Raw genomic sequence first — 15247 nt, forward strand, 5'->3', positions numbered from 1 at the left:
TCGCGCAGCGCATCACCGATATGGGGGCCGGGTCCGGTACCGGTGGACCCGGCGGATGTCGACGGTCACCGCTCCCAACCACGGTAATCGAGGTCATCGGCGAGAGCAGCCCGAAGGCGGCGCGCAGGCCCACGACCTGCGAAGACGGGCCAGAAGAAGGATCAGAAGACGGGCCGCTCGTACCGAGTGATCAGCGCCAGCCGTAGCGCTCCCGCAACCGGTGCACCACCAGGTTGAAACGCATCCGGTCCAGCGCGCACGCCTCGCGCCGCATCCCGCGCTCGTGCACCCGCAGCACCCGGTCGATGTTCACCCACGAGTCGCGTCCCTCGCGGTCCCACGGCCCCTGGCCGATCGGCACCCACTCCCGGTCGTGGTCGTGGCGCTTGCTCGACAGCTGTACGGCGAGCAGTGTGCCGGCCGCCTCACGGGCGACGACCAGTACCGGGCGGTCCTTGCCGCGTCCGTCGTTCTCCTCGAACGGCACCCAGGTCCAGACGATCTCACCGGGATCGGGATCGCCGTCGTGGGCGGGCGCGTACTCGGTGCGCACCCGGCCCACCCGGCTCGGCTCGGCCTCGGCCGTCGCGGTCGGGCCGAAGCGGCCCGGGGTCTCGTCCGTGCGGGGGTCTGCGGTGGATTCAGTCACGCGGCTCACGGTAGAACCTGCCTCGCCGGGACCGGAGAGCGGGTCCTCGGGTCGGCACCAGTGGCACGGGGCCGGCGCGCCCATGGCACGCCGGCCCCGCCCCTGAACGTCAACTCCTCACACCTACCGGGGGCTTAATTCCCGTCGGACGGCTTCTCGTCCGTCACCGGAACCTTCTCCTTACGCGCCGCGGATCCGGAAGCGGGCGCCAGGCCGTTGAGTGCGGCCGCCCCGTTCGGTGCGGCGCCGTTCTGGTTCATCGACGACAGCAGCTGACGGGCGAGGCCAAGCCCCGTACCGCCCATGGTGAGCGCCTTGGCGAACATGTCCGACAGGCCGTCGGCGCCGTTCAGCAACACCATGTGGTCGACGCTGTTGAAGGCGCCCGCGCCCGCCGCCACGATCTCGGGCCAGTTCTCGGCGAGTTGCTGGGCGACGACCGCCTCCTGGTTCTCGGCGAGCGCGGCCGCACGGGCCTTGATGGCCTCGGCCTCCGCGAGACCCTTGGCGCGCGCCGCCTCGGCCTCCGCGAGCCCCTTGGCCTGCGCTGCCGCGGCCTCTGCCTCACCGGTCGCACGGGTGGCGGTCGCCGCGGCGGCGCCGCGCGCCTTGGTCGCCTCGGCCTCGGCCGCGGCAGCCGTCTTGACCCGGGTCGCCTCGGCGCTCGCCGCCAGCTCTGTCTCCTTGGCCTTCGCCTGCGCGCCGGAGATACGGGCGTCACGCTCGGCCTCCGCCAGGGTCCGCTTCTCGTACGCCTTGGCGTCCGCGGGCTTGCGCACGTCGGCCTGCAGCTGCTGTTCGCGCCGGTGCGCCTCGAGTTCGGCGACCCGCGTCTCCTGGACGACGACCTCCTGGCGGGCCGCGGCATCGGCGAGCGGCCCCGCCTGCCGGGCCGAGGCGGCGGCCTTGTCACGCTGGGCCTGGTATCCGGCCTGCAGGATCTCGCTGTCCCGGGTGGCCTCCGCCATCCTCGCGAAGGCCTGCTGCTCCGCCTCGGTGGCGAGGCGGTTGGCCTCGGCCTGCGCGATCCGCGCGTCGCGCTGCACGGCGGCCGCGTGCGGCATCGCAAGGTTCTGGATGTACCCGGTCGGGTCCTCGATCTCGTGGATCTGCAGCGAGTCGACGATGAGCCCGAGCTTCTCCATCTCCGTACCGCACGCGGCACGGGTCTGACCGGTCAGCTTCTCCCGGTCGCGGATCATGTCCTCGACCGTCAAGCCGCCCACGATGGACCGCAGATGACCGGCGAACACATTGTGCACCCGCTCCGACATCATCTTCTGCTGGTCGAGGAAGCGGCGGCTCGCATTGGCGATCGACACGAAGTCGTCGCCCACCTTGAAGATGACCACGCCCCGCACCTTGAGCGGAATGCCCTGGTGGGTGACGCAGTCCACGGACAGCTCGGTCTCGTTGAGATCGAGGGACAGCTTGCGTACCGCCTGCACGCCCGGCAGCACGAGCGTGCCGCGACCCGTGACGATACGGAACCCCATGCCCTCGCCGAGCCCCTCGGTGCGGTGCTTGGAGCCCGAGATGACGAGTGCCTCGTTCGGTTCTGCCACCCGCCACATGAGCTTGAACAGACCGATCACAACGGCGAGAGCAACGACTGCAGCCCCCGCCACGACGCCGACGAACATCGGCATACGCCCCCTTTGCTTCCAGTACCCGGTCGGTACCGGACGAACGGGAGTGTGCTCCTGCTCAGAGCCGCGGAGAAGACGCTGACACATCCTTGTCGCAATCTTGACGAAGGCCGTCAACGTCCTCGGTACAAGGGGCGCTCACGAGGACCGCGAGGGGAGGATGACGAGGAACCCCGGGCCTCAACTGTCGTACGCCGCCGTCACGTACACGGTGCGCGGAGGCAGGTGCTCCACGATCACCACAACCGTGCCGGTCTCCATCCGCTCCCCGGCCGAGGCCGGGTACGCGAGGAAGTGCTCGGCGCCGCCACGGACACGGACGATCACCTCGCCGACCAGCCCCGGCCCGACCGTGCCGGTGACCCGCCCCATCAGCCCGACCATCGACGCGTCGTCCACGTTCACAGCGTACGGTCACCGGGCCCTATGGTGCGGTCGGCGGCGTGAACTCCCTTGCGGTGCCGTCGGGCATGGAAGGATGCCACGCGTCATGGGGCAGATACCGAAGCAGTCCGTACCACAGCAGCCATGCGGCCCGACGCCGGACGGCGACGTGAAATCGCGTGCGCGGCCGGGCGCCGCAGCGCCCGGGACCGCGCAGGGCTACGGGGCTCAGCAGGGGGTGTCGCCCGAGGCCCCGCCTCGGCCGCCCGCCGCTCGCAGCGCTGAAGCGCAGCGGTCCGCTCCCCGTCGGGCTGTGCAGCGGTCCGTCCCGACGAGTGCCGACGTGGCGCGGCTCGCCGGGGTTTCGCGGGCCACCGTGTCGTACGTACTGAACAACACCAGCTCGGTGCGCATCAGTGAGCCCACCCGGCGCCGGGTCCACGAGGCGGCCAGGGAACTCGGTTACGTTCCGCACGCCGCCGCCCGCAGCCTGCGGGCCGGGCACACCCGCATCGTGCTCCTGCCGGCCCCGGAGGTCGCCGTCGGCCCGCTGTACAGCGGGCTCTTCAACGAACTCCACTGGGCGCTCAGCCGTCTCGACTACACGGTCGTGCAGTTCGGCAGCGCCGGGCAGGGCGGCGAGCAGGCCGCCCGGGCCTGGGCGGAGCTGCGGCCGGCCGCCGTGCTGACATTCAGCACGTTCAGCGCGCGCCTCGGCGCACGGGGCGTCGACGTCCTGAAGCGCTCCGGCGTGCGGGCCGTCATCACGCTCGGCCAGGAGCGCACCGAGGGCGCCCACGCGGTCCTCATGGACCAGCGCACGGTCGGCCACTGCGCGGGCGACCACCTCCTCGCACGCGGCCGGCGCCGCATCGGCGTCGTCGTACCCGAGGAGCAGGGTCTGGAGGCCTACTCGCTGCCCCGTCTGGAAGGCGTACGCCGTGCAGCACAGGGCACGGGCGCCGAGATCACCGAGTTGCCCCTCGCCTACGACGAGGGGTCGGCCGCCCGGCTCGCGGGCAGTTGGCGGCGGCTCGCCCTCGACGGTGTGTTCGCGTACAACGACGAGTACGCGATGTTGCTGATGCGTGCCCTGCAGGACGAGGGGATCGGCGTGCCGGACGAGACCGCCGTGATGGGCGCCGACGACCTCATGCTCGGCAGGCTGCTGCGTCCCCGGCTGAGCACCGTACGGATCGAGCTGCCGTCCGGAAGGGAGCTGGCGGAGATCGTCGATCGCGCGGTCCGCGACCCCGGCGCGCCGCCCGAGGTCCACAAGGTGCTCGGCGTGACCGCCGTGCACCGAGACTCGACGTGAGCGCGCACCCCCGCGCTGCCGTGGTGTGCCGCACATAGGAGCCCGATCGCCCGGTTCGCCGGAACTCCCCCATTGTTACTGCCAGTTACTTCAGCGGAGAGCGTGACCGGCGGCACGTTTTTCGAACGGGATGACTAACATGTTGCGTGCTCAACCAGGGGGGATGCCTGAGAGCACCGCGTTCTGTTCGCGCGCCTGCGGCGCATCGCGGCATCCTGCCTCGCAACCGCCGCACCTGCCCCGCACCACAAGGGACTTCCCCTCGATGTGCGCACGGGGCCTCCCCCTCGACGACATGTGACCGATCGGAGAGCCTTCATGGCCCTGCTCGACCCGAACACCTGGCAGTCCCGGGCGCTTGCGGGAGGTGAGTACGCCGTCACCGAGCCCGCCACGGGCGACACCCTGGCCTCCGTCACACTGGCCTCCGCCGAGGACGTCACGGCGGCCGCGACGAGTGCGCGTGCCGCTCAGACCGCCTGGGCCCGCACCCCGCACTTCCAGCGCGCCGCGGTGCTGCGACGCGCGGGCGACCTGTTCGCCGCGCACGCCGAAGAGCTGCGCGAGTGGATCGTGCGCGAGTCCGGCTCCATCCCGGGCAAGGCCGAGTTCGAACTGCACGTGGCCGCCCAGGAGTGCTACGAGGCAGCCGCGCTCGCGTCGCGCCCGACGGGTCAGGTGCTGCCGACCGAGGCGCCCCGGCTGTCGTACACGCGTCGCGTCCCGGTGGGTGTCGTCGGCGTCATCTCGCCGTTCAACGCCCCGCTCATCCTGTCCATCCGCTCGGTCGCCCCGGCTCTCGCGCTCGGCAACGCCGTGGTGCTCAAGCCGGATCCGCGCACCGCCGTCTGCGGCGGCCTCGCCCTCGCCGCCGTCTTCGCCGAGGCCGGGCTGCCGGAGGACCTGCTGCACGTCCTGCCCGGCGGAGCCGAGGCCGGTCAGGCGCTAGTCGCCGACCCGAACGTGCCCGTCATCTCCTTCACCGGCTCCACCGCCGCGGGCCGCGCGGTCGGCGAGGCCGGGGGACGCCACCTCAAGCGCGTCCACCTGGAGCTGGGCGGCAACTCCGCGCTCGTCGTCCTGGAGGACGCCGACATCGACGCGGTGATCTCCACCGCCGCCTGGGGCTCCTTCTTCCACCAGGGCCAGATCTGCATGACGACGGGCCGCCACCTCGTGCACGCCTCGCTGTACGAGGAGTACGTGGAGCGGCTCGCCGCCAAGGCGGACTCGCTCGCCGTCGGCGACCCCCACCGCGAGCAGGTCCACCTCGGCCCGATCATCGACCAGGGCCAGCTCGCCAAGGTCCACGGCCTGGTGGAGGCCAGTGCCGCGCGCGGCGCCAAGGTCGCCGCGGGTGGCACGCACCAGGAGCTCTTCTACCGGCCCACCGTCCTCGCCGGAGTCGACGACGACACGCCCGCCTACGCGGAGGAGGTCTTCGGCCCGGTCGCACCGGTGCGGTCCTTCGCCACGGCCGACGAGGCGGCGGCCCTCGCCTCCGCGGGCCCGTACGGCCTCTCGCTCGGCATCGTCACCCGCGACACCGCCCGTGGCCTCGACCTCGCCGAGCGCATCCCGACCGGCATCGCCCACATCAACGATCAGACCGTCAACGACGAGGCGGTGGCGCCCTTCGGCGGCATCGCCGCGTCCGGCACCGGCGCCCGCTTCGGCGGTGAGGCCAATCTGGACGCCTTCACCGAGGTGCGGTGGACGACGGTGCGCGGGGACGTGGCGGGCTACCCGTTCTGACGCCGCCGCCCCGGTATCGGGGAGCGATCGGCTGTCGGCCCGGGCCACTGTGCCCGGGCCATCCCCGTGTTCGAGCGCATGTACGTGCCCGTGCCAACAGGCGCCCGGAATCGGCCATTTCTGAGCCTGTAGAGCATTCATGAGAAAGCTGTGAACGGTCCTGCCACCATCGGACGGGTGTATCCAACCGCCGCGAGCTGGGTGACTACTACCCGCGAGTCAACGACGTCAGCGGAACCGGCCCCTACCGGATCGAGGCCGACGAGACCGAGGGCATCTTCACCGGCTCACCGTCCGTCACCCTCGGCGCGGACCGCCTCGCCGCCGTCTGGGACATCTGCCTGTCGGCCGACGAGAAGGCCACGTACACCGCGACCCCGTCCGATCCGGGCCAGGACGCGGAGCTCTTCGTGTTCGACGCGGACCGAGCGGGGTCCGACAACGTGGCCTCCCGCTCCGGGGCCACGGAGAGCGGTACGACGGCCGGCCCCGGCCAACCGGAGTCGGTCACCGTCACCCTGCCCGCGGGCTGCCACGGACTCGTGGTCGTCAACAAGGCGGGCAGCGGCACGTACACGCTGACGAAGTCCTGACCCCCACAGCCCCGGAAAGGCACCGGCACATGAACGAAGGGACGGTCACACGGAACCGGAAGGTCCCGTGTGACCGTCCCATGCGCATGCGTACCGCCCTGAGAGCCGCGGCACTGGCCGTCACCGTTCTGGCGCTCGGCACGTCCTGCACCGGCCACCAGGCCACGTCGGTACCCGGGGTTCCGTCCGCCGGACCCGCGGACCGCCTGATCGGCGTCCGGGAGATCCCGGGCACGCCGTCCCCGCAGATCCTGCGCACCCTGCCCCGGCTCTCGCTCTACGGAGACGGCCGGGCGATCACGCCGTCAGGCCGTGAGGGCGCCCTGCAGACGGCCACGGTCCACCGCTTGACGGCTCCCGGCAGCTGAGGGGACGCCGTCCGTCGGTTCAGCTCCCCTGCGGGCCCTGCTGTTCCTGCTGCTCCGCGATCGACTTGCGGACCTCGTCCATGTCCAGCTTGCGGGCCTGCCCGATGACGTCGTCCAGAACGGCCTCGGGCAGCGCCCCGGGCTGGGCGAACACCGCGACCTGATCCCGGACGATCATGAGCGTCGGAATGGACTGGATACCGAAGGCCGCGGCCAGCTCCGGCTGCGCCTCCGTGTCGACCTTGCCGAAGACCAGGTCGGGGTTGCTCTCCGCGGCCTTCTCATAGACCGGGGCGAACTGCCGGCACGGCCCGCACCAGGACGCCCAGAAGTCGATCAGGACGAACTCGTTGTCCGTGACCATCTGGTCGAAGTTGTCCTTCGTCAGCTCCACGGTGCTGCTCATGCGATGTTCCCTCTTCCTGGTCGGGGTTCCTGGCGGGACGGCCTCGCGCCTCCCGGCCGGGGGCGAAGCCGCTGTCCACGACCACGCGTAGTCAGCCGTCCATAACCGCGTGCGCAGTCGACGTATTCCGCGCACGTACCCGTGTGGCCTGACGGCACACCTGGCACCAGACTGGCCCGTATGACCGAAGCCATCGCGTACGACGTCGTAGTGCTGGGTGCGGGACCGACAGGGGAGAACGTCGCGGACAGAACACGCGCGGCGGGGCTGAGCACCGCGGTCGTGGAGAGCGAGCTGGTCGGCGGTGAGTGCTCGTACTGGGCGTGCATGCCCAGCAAGGCGCTGCTGCGGCCGGTCATCGCCCGCGCGGACGCCCGGCGCACCGCGGGGCTGAGGGCTGCCGTGCAGGGCCCGCTCGACACGCCGGCCGTGCTCGCCCACCGCGACGAGTACACATCGCACTGGAAGGACGACGGGCAGGTCGCCTGGCTGGACGGCATCGGAGCGCACTTCTACCGCGGCCGCGGCCGCCTCGACGGCCCGCGCCGCGTCGCCGTCACCGCACCCGACGGCACGGAGCACCTGCTCACCGCCCGGCACGCCGTGGCCGTCTGCACCGGCACCCGCGCCGTCGTCCCCGACCTTCCGGGTCTCGACAAGGTCCGCCCCTGGACGAGCCGCGAGGCCACCAGCGCGCACCATGTGCCCGGCCGGCTCGTGGTGGTCGGCGGCGGAGTCGTCGCCGCCGAGATGGCCACGGCCTGGCAGGCACTCGGCTCCCAGGTCACCGTGCTCGTACGCGGTGGGGGACTGCTGCCGCGCATGGAGCCCTTCGCCGGGGAGCTCGTCGCGGAGGCGCTCAAGGAAGCCGGCGCCGACGTACGGACCGGCACATCCGTGACCGCCGTGGTCCGGGACGGGACCACGCTCACGGTCGAGGTGTCCGGGGGCGATCGCATCAAGGCCGACGAGATCCTCTTCGCCACCGGCCGCGCCCCGCGCACCGACGACCTGGGCCTGGAGACCGTCGGCCTCGAGCCCGGGTCATGGCTGTCCGTCGACGACAGCCTCCGCGTCGAGGGCAGCTCCTGGCTCTACGGGGTCGGGGACGTCAACCACCGCGCGCTCCTGACCCACCAGGGCAAGTACCAGGCACGCATCGCGGGCGCCGCCATCGCCGCGCGGGCGCAGGGCGTGCCGCTCCTCGAGACGGACCGCTGGGGCGCCCACGCGGCCACCGCCGACCACGCCGCCGTACCGCAGGTCGTCTTCACCGACCCGGAGGCGGCCGCGGTCGGCCTCAGCCTCGCCGAGGCCGAACGCGCAGGCCACCGCGTACGCGCGGTCGACCAGGACATCGCAGCCGTGGCCGGCGCCGGGCTCTACGTCGACGGCTACCGGGGCCGCGCCCGCATGGTCGTCGACCTCGACCGCGAGGTACTGCTCGGCGCCACGTTCGTGGGCCCGGGCGTCGGTGAACTCATCCACTCGGCGACCATCGCGGTGGCCGGCGAGGTCCCGATCGACCGCCTGTGGCACGCGGTCCCGTCGTACCCGACGATCAGCGAGGTGTGGCTGCGCCTCCTGGAGGCGTACCGGGACGCGTAGCGGCCACTGCAGCGGGCGCGGCTACGCCTGGCCGGCCGTGAAGTCGCCCGACAGCGCGGCCGCCATCCGCAGATGGGGCTCCGCGTCCGCGTTGCGACCCTGGCGCTGCAGCGTACGGCCCAGCATCAGCCGGGCGTACGTCTCGACCGGGTCACGCTCCAGGACCGCGCGCAGCTCCGTCTCGGCGCGGCGCAGCTGGGCCGAGTGGTAGTACGCGCGCGCCAGCAGCAGGCGCGGCGCGACCTGCTCCGGGACCTCGGCGACCAGGCCGTCGAGGATCCGCGCGGCCGCCGTGTACTCCTTGGCGTCGAAGAACATCTGCGCGCGCTCCCAGCGCTCCGCGGCCGTTCCGTGCCCGTAGTACTCCGCGTCGCCCGCGTACCCCGAACCGCCCACGTACTCCGTACCTACCGCGTACTCCGTACCGGTCATGTGCTCCGTACCGCTCACGAACTCCATGTCGACTTCCGACCTCCTCGATCGGCCGTAACCACCCCTGATGGTCAGAAATTCCACTACAGGCGCGACTGACGCGGCGGCCCCGTCGGGTCTAGGTTGGGCGCCATGAGCAATCTCGACCGTGAGGCAGTTCCCGCCCTCTGCGGCGGCCGTGGATTCGTCGTCGCCGAACCGGTGCGCGAACTCCTCAGCCCGCGGCGGGTCAAGCTCGGCGAATCCACCGAGGTGCGCCGCCTGCTGCCCAACCTGGGCCGCCGCATGGTCGGCGCCTGGGCCTTCGTCGACCACTACGGTCCCGACGACATCGCCGACGAGCCGGGCATGCAGGTCCCGCCGCACCCGCACATGGGCCTGCAGACGGTCAGCTGGCTGCACGACGGAGAGGTCCTGCACCGCGACTCGACCGGCAGCCTCCAAACGATCCGCCCGCGCGAGCTGGGCCTGATGACCTCCGGGCAGGCCATCAGCCACTCCGAGGAGAGCCCCAGGCAGCACCCCCGTTTCCTGCACGGCGCCCAACTGTGGGTCGCCCTCCCCGACACCCACCGGCACATCGCCCCGCATTTCGAGTACCACCCGGAGCTGCCCACCGTCACGGCCCCCGGCCTCACCGCCACGCTGATCCTCGGCTCCCTCGACGGCGCCACCTCACCGGGCTCCACCTACACCCCGATCGTCGGCGCCGACCTCGCCCTCACGAGCGGCACCGACGTACGCCTCCCGCTGGAGCCCGACTTCGAGTACGCCGTGCTGTCCATGTCCGGCGAGGCCCACGTCGACGGCGTGCCCGTCCTGCCCGGCTCGATGCTCTACCTCGGCTGCGGCCGCTCCGAACTGCCGCTGCGCGCGGAGTCGGACGCGGGCCTGATGCTGCTGGGCGGTGAGCCGTTCGAGGAAGAACTCATCATGTGGTGGAACTTCATCGGGCGTACGCAGGAGGAGATCGAGCAGGCCCGTTCGGACTGGATGACGGGCTCTCGGTTCGGCGAGGTGAAGGGGTACGACGGCGGTCGGCTGCCGGCTCCCGAACTCCCGCCTGTGCCGCTGAAACCGCGCGGAAGGGTCCGCTGACCTGAGGGAATGCAGGCGAGTGGCTTCTCGGGTCGAGCGCTCCCCTCGACCCGCGTGCCTCTCGTCTGCCAGCCGGGTCGGGCGTGGCGCCACAGCCTGTAGGTTTCGGCGGGGCCATCCTCGATTCCCGAGGGGTCGACGCCGACGACCTCGCCCCGCGGGCCTACGACTTCGGCGAGCCGGCGGGCGAAGTGCCCGGGGCCGCACTCGACGTCGAGCACCCGGTCCCCAGGCGCGGCGCCGCCGGCTGAGGCCATGGCGGCATCCAGCGCCCCGCGCCGCCCGGCGAAGAGCACAGCGAGGAGGTCGGCCCGGGCGCCTTGATCACCGCATCCGTGTGGTGGGCGGGGCACCCGTCGGCTGTCCGCCTGGCAGCCGCGACGGCGAGCGCCGCCCGGACGGACGGGGGGCGAGGCCCTTCCGGCGGCGAATCACCCCGCGGGTGCATCCACCTTCACCGACAGCTCAGTCGAACCCTTGAGGGGCAACGACATCGATCGGAAGCCGTTGGCCGGATCGCGTACGAACTCGAGGTAGTCGGGCTCGGCGTTGTCGTTCATCACGAACGCGCCGACGCGCAGTTGGGGCGCGATGATCTCCATCACCTGGCGTGCCAGGGTGGGGCCCGTACTCACGGGCCAGCCGTCGATGAGCGCGAAGTCGACGGCCCCGCCGAGGTCGCGCAGTGTCTCTCGGGCATCGCCGACGCGCAGGTCGACGAGGTCGGCCAATCCGGCGTCAGCCAGGTTGCGCCGGGCGGTGGCCGCCTTCTCCGGCACGATCTCAGAGCCGATCACCGTCCCGCCGCCGTTGTCACGGACCGCAGCGGCGAAGTAGATCGTGGACACACCGATGGATGTGGCGAACTCGACGACCCTGGTCGCGCCGATCGCCCGGCAGAGAAGGTAGATGAGGTCGCCTTGACCAGGGTGGATCGAGAAGCCGATGTCGGCGTACGCGTGCGGGTCGCGAGTGTCCAGGCCGCCGCGCGGGCCGCCCCCGGCGGGTCGGCGACGTTCGGCCTGGAGTCGGTCGAGCACGGCTGCGACCTGGGGGTCGTGAAGCGGACTGCTGGGATTCTCGGTGGGCATCCTCGCTCCAGGGTCGGTCCATCGATACGCTCAAAGTAGTATCACGATATATCGATCACACGTAGGGGATCTATGGTGTCGCAATGGCCGCAGCCGTTCAGGCACATTCCGGTATAGGCCTTCGCGAATCGCCTACGGACGCCCGAACACTCAGAAGACATATGGGAATCGCCGTGCCTGACTCGCCGGGAGCGCGGCCACCGCGCTCACCGTGGCCGCCGTGGGCCACGACGACTCCTTCGCCGACCTCTCCAGGAGGGGCTCGACGGCCGACGGCGCGCCGAAGCCGGAGGTGGGTCGATTCATGCGGACGTGCGCCGACGGCGGAAGAGGGCGGGCAGGCTCGGTGTGGCGATGAATCCCTCCGCGCGGGCGCTGGCGATGCCGATGCGCGGGAGCTCACCGCTCTTCTCGAACAACAGATAGCGGGGCTCCCAGACCGGCCGGTACTTGGCATTCGCCCGGTACAGCGACTCGATCTGCCACCAGTGCGAGAAGAAGGTCAGCACCGCACACCACAGGCGCAGCACCGGCCCGGCACCCAGCCGGCTGCCGCGTTCGAAGACGGATCGGAACATCGCGAAATTCAGTGACAGCCGTTCCACGCCGACCTCCTGGGCGCGCAGCAACAGTTCGACGACCATGAATTCCATGAGTCCGTTGTCAGAGCTGCGGTCCCGTCGCATCAGATCCAGCGAGAGCCCCTTGTCGCCCCAGGGCACGAAGCTCAGCAGCGCCCGGAGCCTCCCTTCGCTGTCGTGGCACTCGACCATCACGCAACGCCCGTCGGCCGGATCGCCGAGACGTCCAAGGGCCATCGAGAAGCCGCGCTCGGTCTCGCTGTCCCGCCACCAGTCCGCCTTGTCGATCAGAGCGGCCATCTCCGTCTCAGAAATGTCCTCGTGCCGACGGAAGCGCACGGTGTACCCGGTCCGACGGACCCGGTTGCAGGCCTGTCTGACACCGCGCATGGCCCGCCCGCCGAGGGTGAATTCGGCGCGGTCCACGACGGCCTCGTCCCCCAGTTCCAGGGCATCCAGGCCGTGGCGAGCGTATATGGTGCCGGCCTCCTCACCTGCGCCCACCACGGCGGGCACCCAGGCATGCAGGCGTGCCTCCTTCAGCCACTCCTCGATGGCGCCCGGCCATGCCTCCGGGTCGCCGATCGGGTCGCCGGAGGCGAGGGTGACACCGCCGACCACCCGGTAGGCGATCGCGGCCTTGCCACTCGGCGAGAAGATGGCGGCCTTGTCCCGGCGCAGTGCGAAATAGCCGAGCGAGTCGCGTTCACCGTGCTTCTCGAGAAGCACGCGCAGGCGCTGTTCGTCTTCCTCGCCGAGACGCTCGCGACCGCGCGGAGCGCGGAAGCACGCGTACAGCACAAGGAGGAAGATCAGCGCGATCAGCACGTTGATCAGCACATCCACCCAACGTGGAGCGTCCACGGTGGTGAACCGGTCAGCGAGCGGACCGACACTCACACCACGCAGCAGGGCGTAGAAGATCAGGTCCTCCAGAGATGCCCCCGACAGCCGGTTGGTGACCTTCACCAGCAGAGTGCTGATGGCACCGCCCACCAGGATGCCGCCGACCAGGACCGCCAATGCCAGTCCCACGTTGGAGCGGTCACCCACTGCCCGGAACTCCTTGCGCCCCACCAGCAACGCCAGGACGAACAGACCGGTCAGAACGACGGAGAACCAGTTGAAGCCGTGCTCGCGGTACTCCTCTTGCGTGAGAGCCAGCACGTAGAGGGCGAACAGAGGCCCGGCCAGCAGCATGTTGAAGATCCACGCGGCCCGTTTGCGGCGCCGCATCACGACGGCCAGGAACAACGCCAGTACCGCCGAGACCAGGCCCGCGGTGGCCAGATACGGGGTGAAGTACTCACCGACGTTGTGTTCGCGCACTTCCTCGCGGAACGGCACCGAGACGACCGCCGCCAGATTGAGCAGCGCGACCAGACGGAGATACCAGACCGTGGCGTCCGCTGCCCCCTTGCCCAACCGCGAACGGTAGCGGAGCGGAGCTGTCATATGGACACTCCGACGTGACCGCGGTCCCCTCTCTTCCGTGGGCCGTGCTGGCTGCTGTACTGACACGACTGATCGTCACCTCGAGAGGCCGGACACCGGCAGACCGGGACTGGGAGAACGGACGGCACGACTGCCGCGGCACAGGTCTATGACTCCTTAAGCATCACTCACAGCGCGCAGACGTGAGCAGTCCCGCGGACGGCAAATCTCCGCCCCCGTCACGCGGTACCTGTTGAATTCAGGGGGCGGTGAAGAGTGTCGGGAAGCGGGGAGCGAGCCAGGGCTTGCGGCCTCAGGCGAGGACGCGACCCTGCGCGATGGCGCCCCACGGCTCGCGGCGGCCGAGCGCCATGAGCAGGAAGGTGACCGGCTCGGTCAGGATGGTGCAGTCCGGGCGGCCCGGCGGCTGCGGGCTCACGGCCCGAACGCGCCGGTCGCGCCGCCCGGCGGGGCTGGGTCCGCGCCTCGTACATCGGACGTACGGCGATCCTGCGGCGAGGCCCCTCGAATCCCGGCGCCGGAGCGGCACCCGTCGGCGGAGGTAGGTGCAAGGTGCAAGGCTTGTGGCATGGTCATTCGACCGTGGATGGAATTCCGGCCTTCCTGGCGGCCGGGTCATGCGCCCGCGCTGATGGTGATCCCGCTGGGGCTGATCGTCGCGGTCTGTGTGGCCGATGTGTTGACTCCGGCGAACATCCATCTCGCCCCGCTGCTGGTAGCGGCTCCCGCGATCACGGTGGCCATCGCCGGCGCTCGCGTGACGGCGCTGATGGGGGTGCTCGCGGTAGCGGCACAGGTGCTGATCGGGGTGCTCAGAGGAGCCCTGTCCACTGCCAACGTGCAGGCCCAGATCGCTGCCCTGGTCGTCGTCTCCATCCTCTGTGTCGCCTTCTGCGTGGTGCGGAGTCGGCGCGAGCGGCAGTTGCACCGGGTGCGGTCGGTGGCCGCAGCCGCGCAGAGTGTCCTGCTGCAGCCGCTGCCCGTGCGCAGTGGCCCGCTGCGGATCGCGGGCCTGTACCTCCCGGCCGAGGAGGAAGCCGACCTGGGCGGAGACCTGTACGCGGCCTCGCGGACCGCCCATCACAGCACCCGGCTCCTGATCGGCGATGTACGCGGCAACGGTCTGGCCGCGATCAACAACGCCGCCCTGCTGCTGGGCGCCTTTCGCGCGGCCGCCCATCGGCAGGCCACGCTGCCACGCCTGGCCGTCCACCTGGACGCGGCGTTGCGCTGGGACACGAAACAGTGGCGAGAAGAGGGGGAGCAGGACGCGAGCGAGGACTTTGCCACCGCCCTGCTGCTCGACATCCCCGACCACGATGCGGTGGTCCACCTCATCGCCTGCGGCCACCCACCACCGCTCGTGCTCCACGGGCATCGCATCACCACGCTCGTGCCCGAGGCGAGCCACCTTCCGATCGGGTACGGCGCGCTCTTCCGCATCGCCGAGTACGACGTCCAGACGTTCCCGTTCGAGGTCGGCGATCTGCTGCTCCTCTACACGGACGGCGTCATCGAAGCACGCAATGCCGACGGCGTCTTCTACCCCTTCACCGAACGGGTGCCCGAGTGGACCAAGGAAGACCCCGAGGAGCTGCTGCGTCTCCTGCGGGACGACCTGCTGGCTCACGTCCGCGGCCATCTGAATGACGACGCGGCCGTGGTCGCGATCCGCCGCATGGCAGTCTGAACCGGGCTCAGAGACAGGGCGGACCTACGGTTTCGGCGAGCTGCAACGTGCCGTTCGGGGTGGTCACCTGCGCGACTAGGGCGCGTATCGAGTCGTGATCAATGGGTGGTCCGGGTGAGGTCTTTGAGCCAGATCATCGAGGCGCGCAGGTGGAGTCCGGCGAGATAGCT

Annotated in this window: 16 protein-coding genes and 1 pseudogene; 8 read left to right on the forward strand and 9 right to left on the reverse strand. The window is 70.9% G+C overall.

Going from position 1 to position 15247, the window contains the following annotated elements; all coding sequences use genetic code 11:
* Positions 1 to 190: 190 nt before the first annotated feature.
* The 3 genes from ACWD4J_RS34930 to ACWD4J_RS34940 all read right to left on the reverse strand — a co-directional run bounded on the left by ACWD4J_RS34930 (position 191) and on the right by ACWD4J_RS34940 (position 2703).
* Positions 191 to 658, reverse strand: a complete 468-nt coding sequence (locus ACWD4J_RS34930) for a type II toxin-antitoxin system PemK/MazF family toxin (RefSeq protein WP_451399505.1) — start codon at positions 656 to 658, stop codon at positions 191 to 193.
* 125 nt (positions 659 to 783) lie between these two features.
* Positions 784 to 2298 carry an SPFH domain-containing protein gene (locus tag ACWD4J_RS34935; RefSeq protein ID WP_451399506.1) on the reverse strand — a complete coding sequence of 505 codons (1515 nt, stop codon included), beginning with the start codon at positions 2296 to 2298 and terminating at the stop codon, positions 784 to 786.
* A gap of 180 nt (positions 2299 to 2478) precedes the next feature.
* A complete protein-coding gene (locus ACWD4J_RS34940) occupies positions 2479 to 2703 on the reverse strand; it encodes a hypothetical protein (RefSeq protein ID WP_451399507.1) in 225 nt (74 codons plus the stop codon).
* 292 nt (positions 2704 to 2995) lie between these two features.
* On the opposite strand from ACWD4J_RS34940, the gene ACWD4J_RS34945 reads away from it, so the two are divergent.
* The 4 genes from ACWD4J_RS34945 (at position 2996) to ACWD4J_RS34960 (ending at position 6716) form a co-directional block, all read left to right on the forward strand.
* Positions 2996 to 4000, forward strand: a complete 1005-nt coding sequence (locus tag ACWD4J_RS34945; protein WP_451399508.1) for a LacI family DNA-binding transcriptional regulator — start codon at positions 2996 to 2998, stop codon at positions 3998 to 4000.
* A gap of 318 nt (positions 4001 to 4318) precedes the next feature.
* Positions 4319 to 5755: an aldehyde dehydrogenase family protein gene (locus tag ACWD4J_RS34950; protein ID WP_451399509.1), complete on the forward strand. Its 1437-nt coding sequence runs from the start codon at positions 4319 to 4321 to the stop codon at positions 5753 to 5755.
* Between the two features lie 410 nt (positions 5756 to 6165).
* A complete protein-coding gene (locus ACWD4J_RS34955) occupies positions 6166 to 6348 on the forward strand; it encodes a hypothetical protein (RefSeq protein ID WP_451399510.1) in 183 nt (60 codons plus the stop codon).
* Positions 6349 to 6434: 86 nt separating this feature from the next.
* Entirely contained in the window at positions 6435 to 6716 is a 282-nt protein-coding gene (locus ACWD4J_RS34960; protein WP_451399511.1) for a hypothetical protein, read from the forward strand.
* Positions 6717 to 6735: 19 nt separating this feature from the next.
* Here the strand turns inward: ACWD4J_RS34960 and trxA are convergent, their stop codons facing one another.
* A complete protein-coding gene (gene trxA, locus ACWD4J_RS34965) occupies positions 6736 to 7122 on the reverse strand; it encodes a thioredoxin (protein WP_451399512.1) in 387 nt (128 codons plus the stop codon).
* A gap of 180 nt (positions 7123 to 7302) precedes the next feature.
* Here trxA and ACWD4J_RS34970 point away from each other — a divergent pair, with 180 nt between their 5' ends.
* Positions 7303 to 8730, forward strand: coding sequence for a dihydrolipoyl dehydrogenase family protein (locus ACWD4J_RS34970; protein WP_451399513.1), 1428 nt, complete (start codon positions 7303 to 7305; stop codon positions 8728 to 8730).
* A gap of 21 nt (positions 8731 to 8751) precedes the next feature.
* Here ACWD4J_RS34970 and ACWD4J_RS34975 read toward each other — a convergent pair whose 3' ends face one another.
* Positions 8752 to 9048 carry a tetratricopeptide repeat protein gene (locus ACWD4J_RS34975; RefSeq protein ID WP_451399528.1) on the reverse strand — a complete coding sequence of 99 codons (297 nt, stop codon included), beginning with the start codon at positions 9046 to 9048 and terminating at the stop codon, positions 8752 to 8754.
* Between the two features lie 246 nt (positions 9049 to 9294).
* Between ACWD4J_RS34975 and ACWD4J_RS34980 the strand changes: the two genes are divergently transcribed.
* Both ACWD4J_RS34980 and ACWD4J_RS34985 read left to right on the forward strand, forming a co-directional pair.
* Positions 9295 to 10260, forward strand: a complete 966-nt coding sequence (locus tag ACWD4J_RS34980; protein WP_451399514.1) for a pirin family protein — start codon at positions 9295 to 9297, stop codon at positions 10258 to 10260.
* Positions 10261 to 10343: 83 nt separating this feature from the next.
* Positions 10344 to 10511 (forward strand): hypothetical protein, encoded by a 168-nt coding sequence (locus tag ACWD4J_RS34985; protein WP_451399515.1) that lies wholly within the window; start codon positions 10344 to 10346, stop codon positions 10509 to 10511.
* Between the two features lie 180 nt (positions 10512 to 10691).
* On the opposite strand, the gene ACWD4J_RS34990 is transcribed toward ACWD4J_RS34985, so the two are convergent.
* The 4 genes and pseudogenes from ACWD4J_RS34990 to ACWD4J_RS35005 all read right to left on the reverse strand — a co-directional run.
* Positions 10692 to 11351: an O-methyltransferase gene (locus ACWD4J_RS34990; protein WP_451399516.1), complete on the reverse strand. Its 660-nt coding sequence runs from the start codon at positions 11349 to 11351 to the stop codon at positions 10692 to 10694.
* Between the two features lie 150 nt (positions 11352 to 11501).
* Positions 11502 to 11657 (reverse strand): hypothetical protein, encoded by a 156-nt coding sequence (locus tag ACWD4J_RS34995; RefSeq protein WP_451399517.1) that lies wholly within the window; start codon positions 11655 to 11657, stop codon positions 11502 to 11504.
* Positions 11654 to 13387: a phosphatidylglycerol lysyltransferase domain-containing protein gene (locus ACWD4J_RS35000; RefSeq protein ID WP_451399518.1), complete on the reverse strand. Its 1734-nt coding sequence runs from the start codon at positions 13385 to 13387 to the stop codon at positions 11654 to 11656. Before ACWD4J_RS35000 ends, ACWD4J_RS34995 begins: the two co-directional genes overlap by 4 nt.
* A 292-nt stretch (positions 13388 to 13679) precedes the next feature.
* Positions 13680 to 13805: pseudogene (locus tag ACWD4J_RS35005) on the reverse strand (maleylpyruvate isomerase family mycothiol-dependent enzyme); the annotation flags it as partial.
* A gap of 150 nt (positions 13806 to 13955) precedes the next feature.
* Between ACWD4J_RS35005 and ACWD4J_RS35010 the strand changes: the two are divergent.
* Positions 13956 to 15077: a PP2C family protein-serine/threonine phosphatase gene (locus ACWD4J_RS35010; protein WP_451399519.1), complete on the forward strand. Its 1122-nt coding sequence runs from the start codon at positions 13956 to 13958 to the stop codon at positions 15075 to 15077.
* Positions 15078 to 15247: the final 170 nt, after the last annotated feature.

This window comes from Streptomyces sp. NPDC002577 (assembly GCF_053594815.1).

Excerpts from the sequence above, each read along its gene's own strand:
- ACWD4J_RS34935 (WP_451399506.1), bottom strand. The coding sequence starts at position 2,298 with ATGCCGATGTTCGTCGGCGTCGTGGCGGGGGCTGCAGTCGTTGCTCTC.
- ACWD4J_RS34950 (WP_451399509.1), top strand. The coding sequence starts at position 4,319 with ATGGCCCTGCTCGACCCGAACACCTGGCAGTCCCGGGCGCTTGCGGGA.
- ACWD4J_RS34960 (WP_451399511.1), top strand. The coding sequence starts at position 6,435 with ATGCGTACCGCCCTGAGAGCCGCGGCACTGGCCGTCACCGTTCTGGCG.
- trxA (WP_451399512.1), bottom strand. The coding sequence starts at position 7,122 with ATGAGCAGCACCGTGGAGCTGACGAAGGACAACTTCGACCAGATGGTC.
- ACWD4J_RS34970 (WP_451399513.1), top strand. The coding sequence starts at position 7,303 with ATGACCGAAGCCATCGCGTACGACGTCGTAGTGCTGGGTGCGGGACCG.
- ACWD4J_RS34975 (WP_451399528.1), bottom strand. The coding sequence starts at position 9,048 with ATGTTCTTCGACGCCAAGGAGTACACGGCGGCCGCGCGGATCCTCGAC.
- ACWD4J_RS34980 (WP_451399514.1), top strand. The coding sequence starts at position 9,295 with ATGAGCAATCTCGACCGTGAGGCAGTTCCCGCCCTCTGCGGCGGCCGT.
- ACWD4J_RS34990 (WP_451399516.1), bottom strand. The coding sequence starts at position 11,351 with ATGCCCACCGAGAATCCCAGCAGTCCGCTTCACGACCCCCAGGTCGCA.
- ACWD4J_RS34995 (WP_451399517.1), bottom strand. The coding sequence starts at position 11,657 with ATGAATCGACCCACCTCCGGCTTCGGCGCGCCGTCGGCCGTCGAGCCC.
- ACWD4J_RS35000 (WP_451399518.1), bottom strand. The coding sequence starts at position 13,387 with ATGACAGCTCCGCTCCGCTACCGTTCGCGGTTGGGCAAGGGGGCAGCG.
- ACWD4J_RS35010 (WP_451399519.1), top strand. The coding sequence starts at position 13,956 with ATGGTCATTCGACCGTGGATGGAATTCCGGCCTTCCTGGCGGCCGGGT.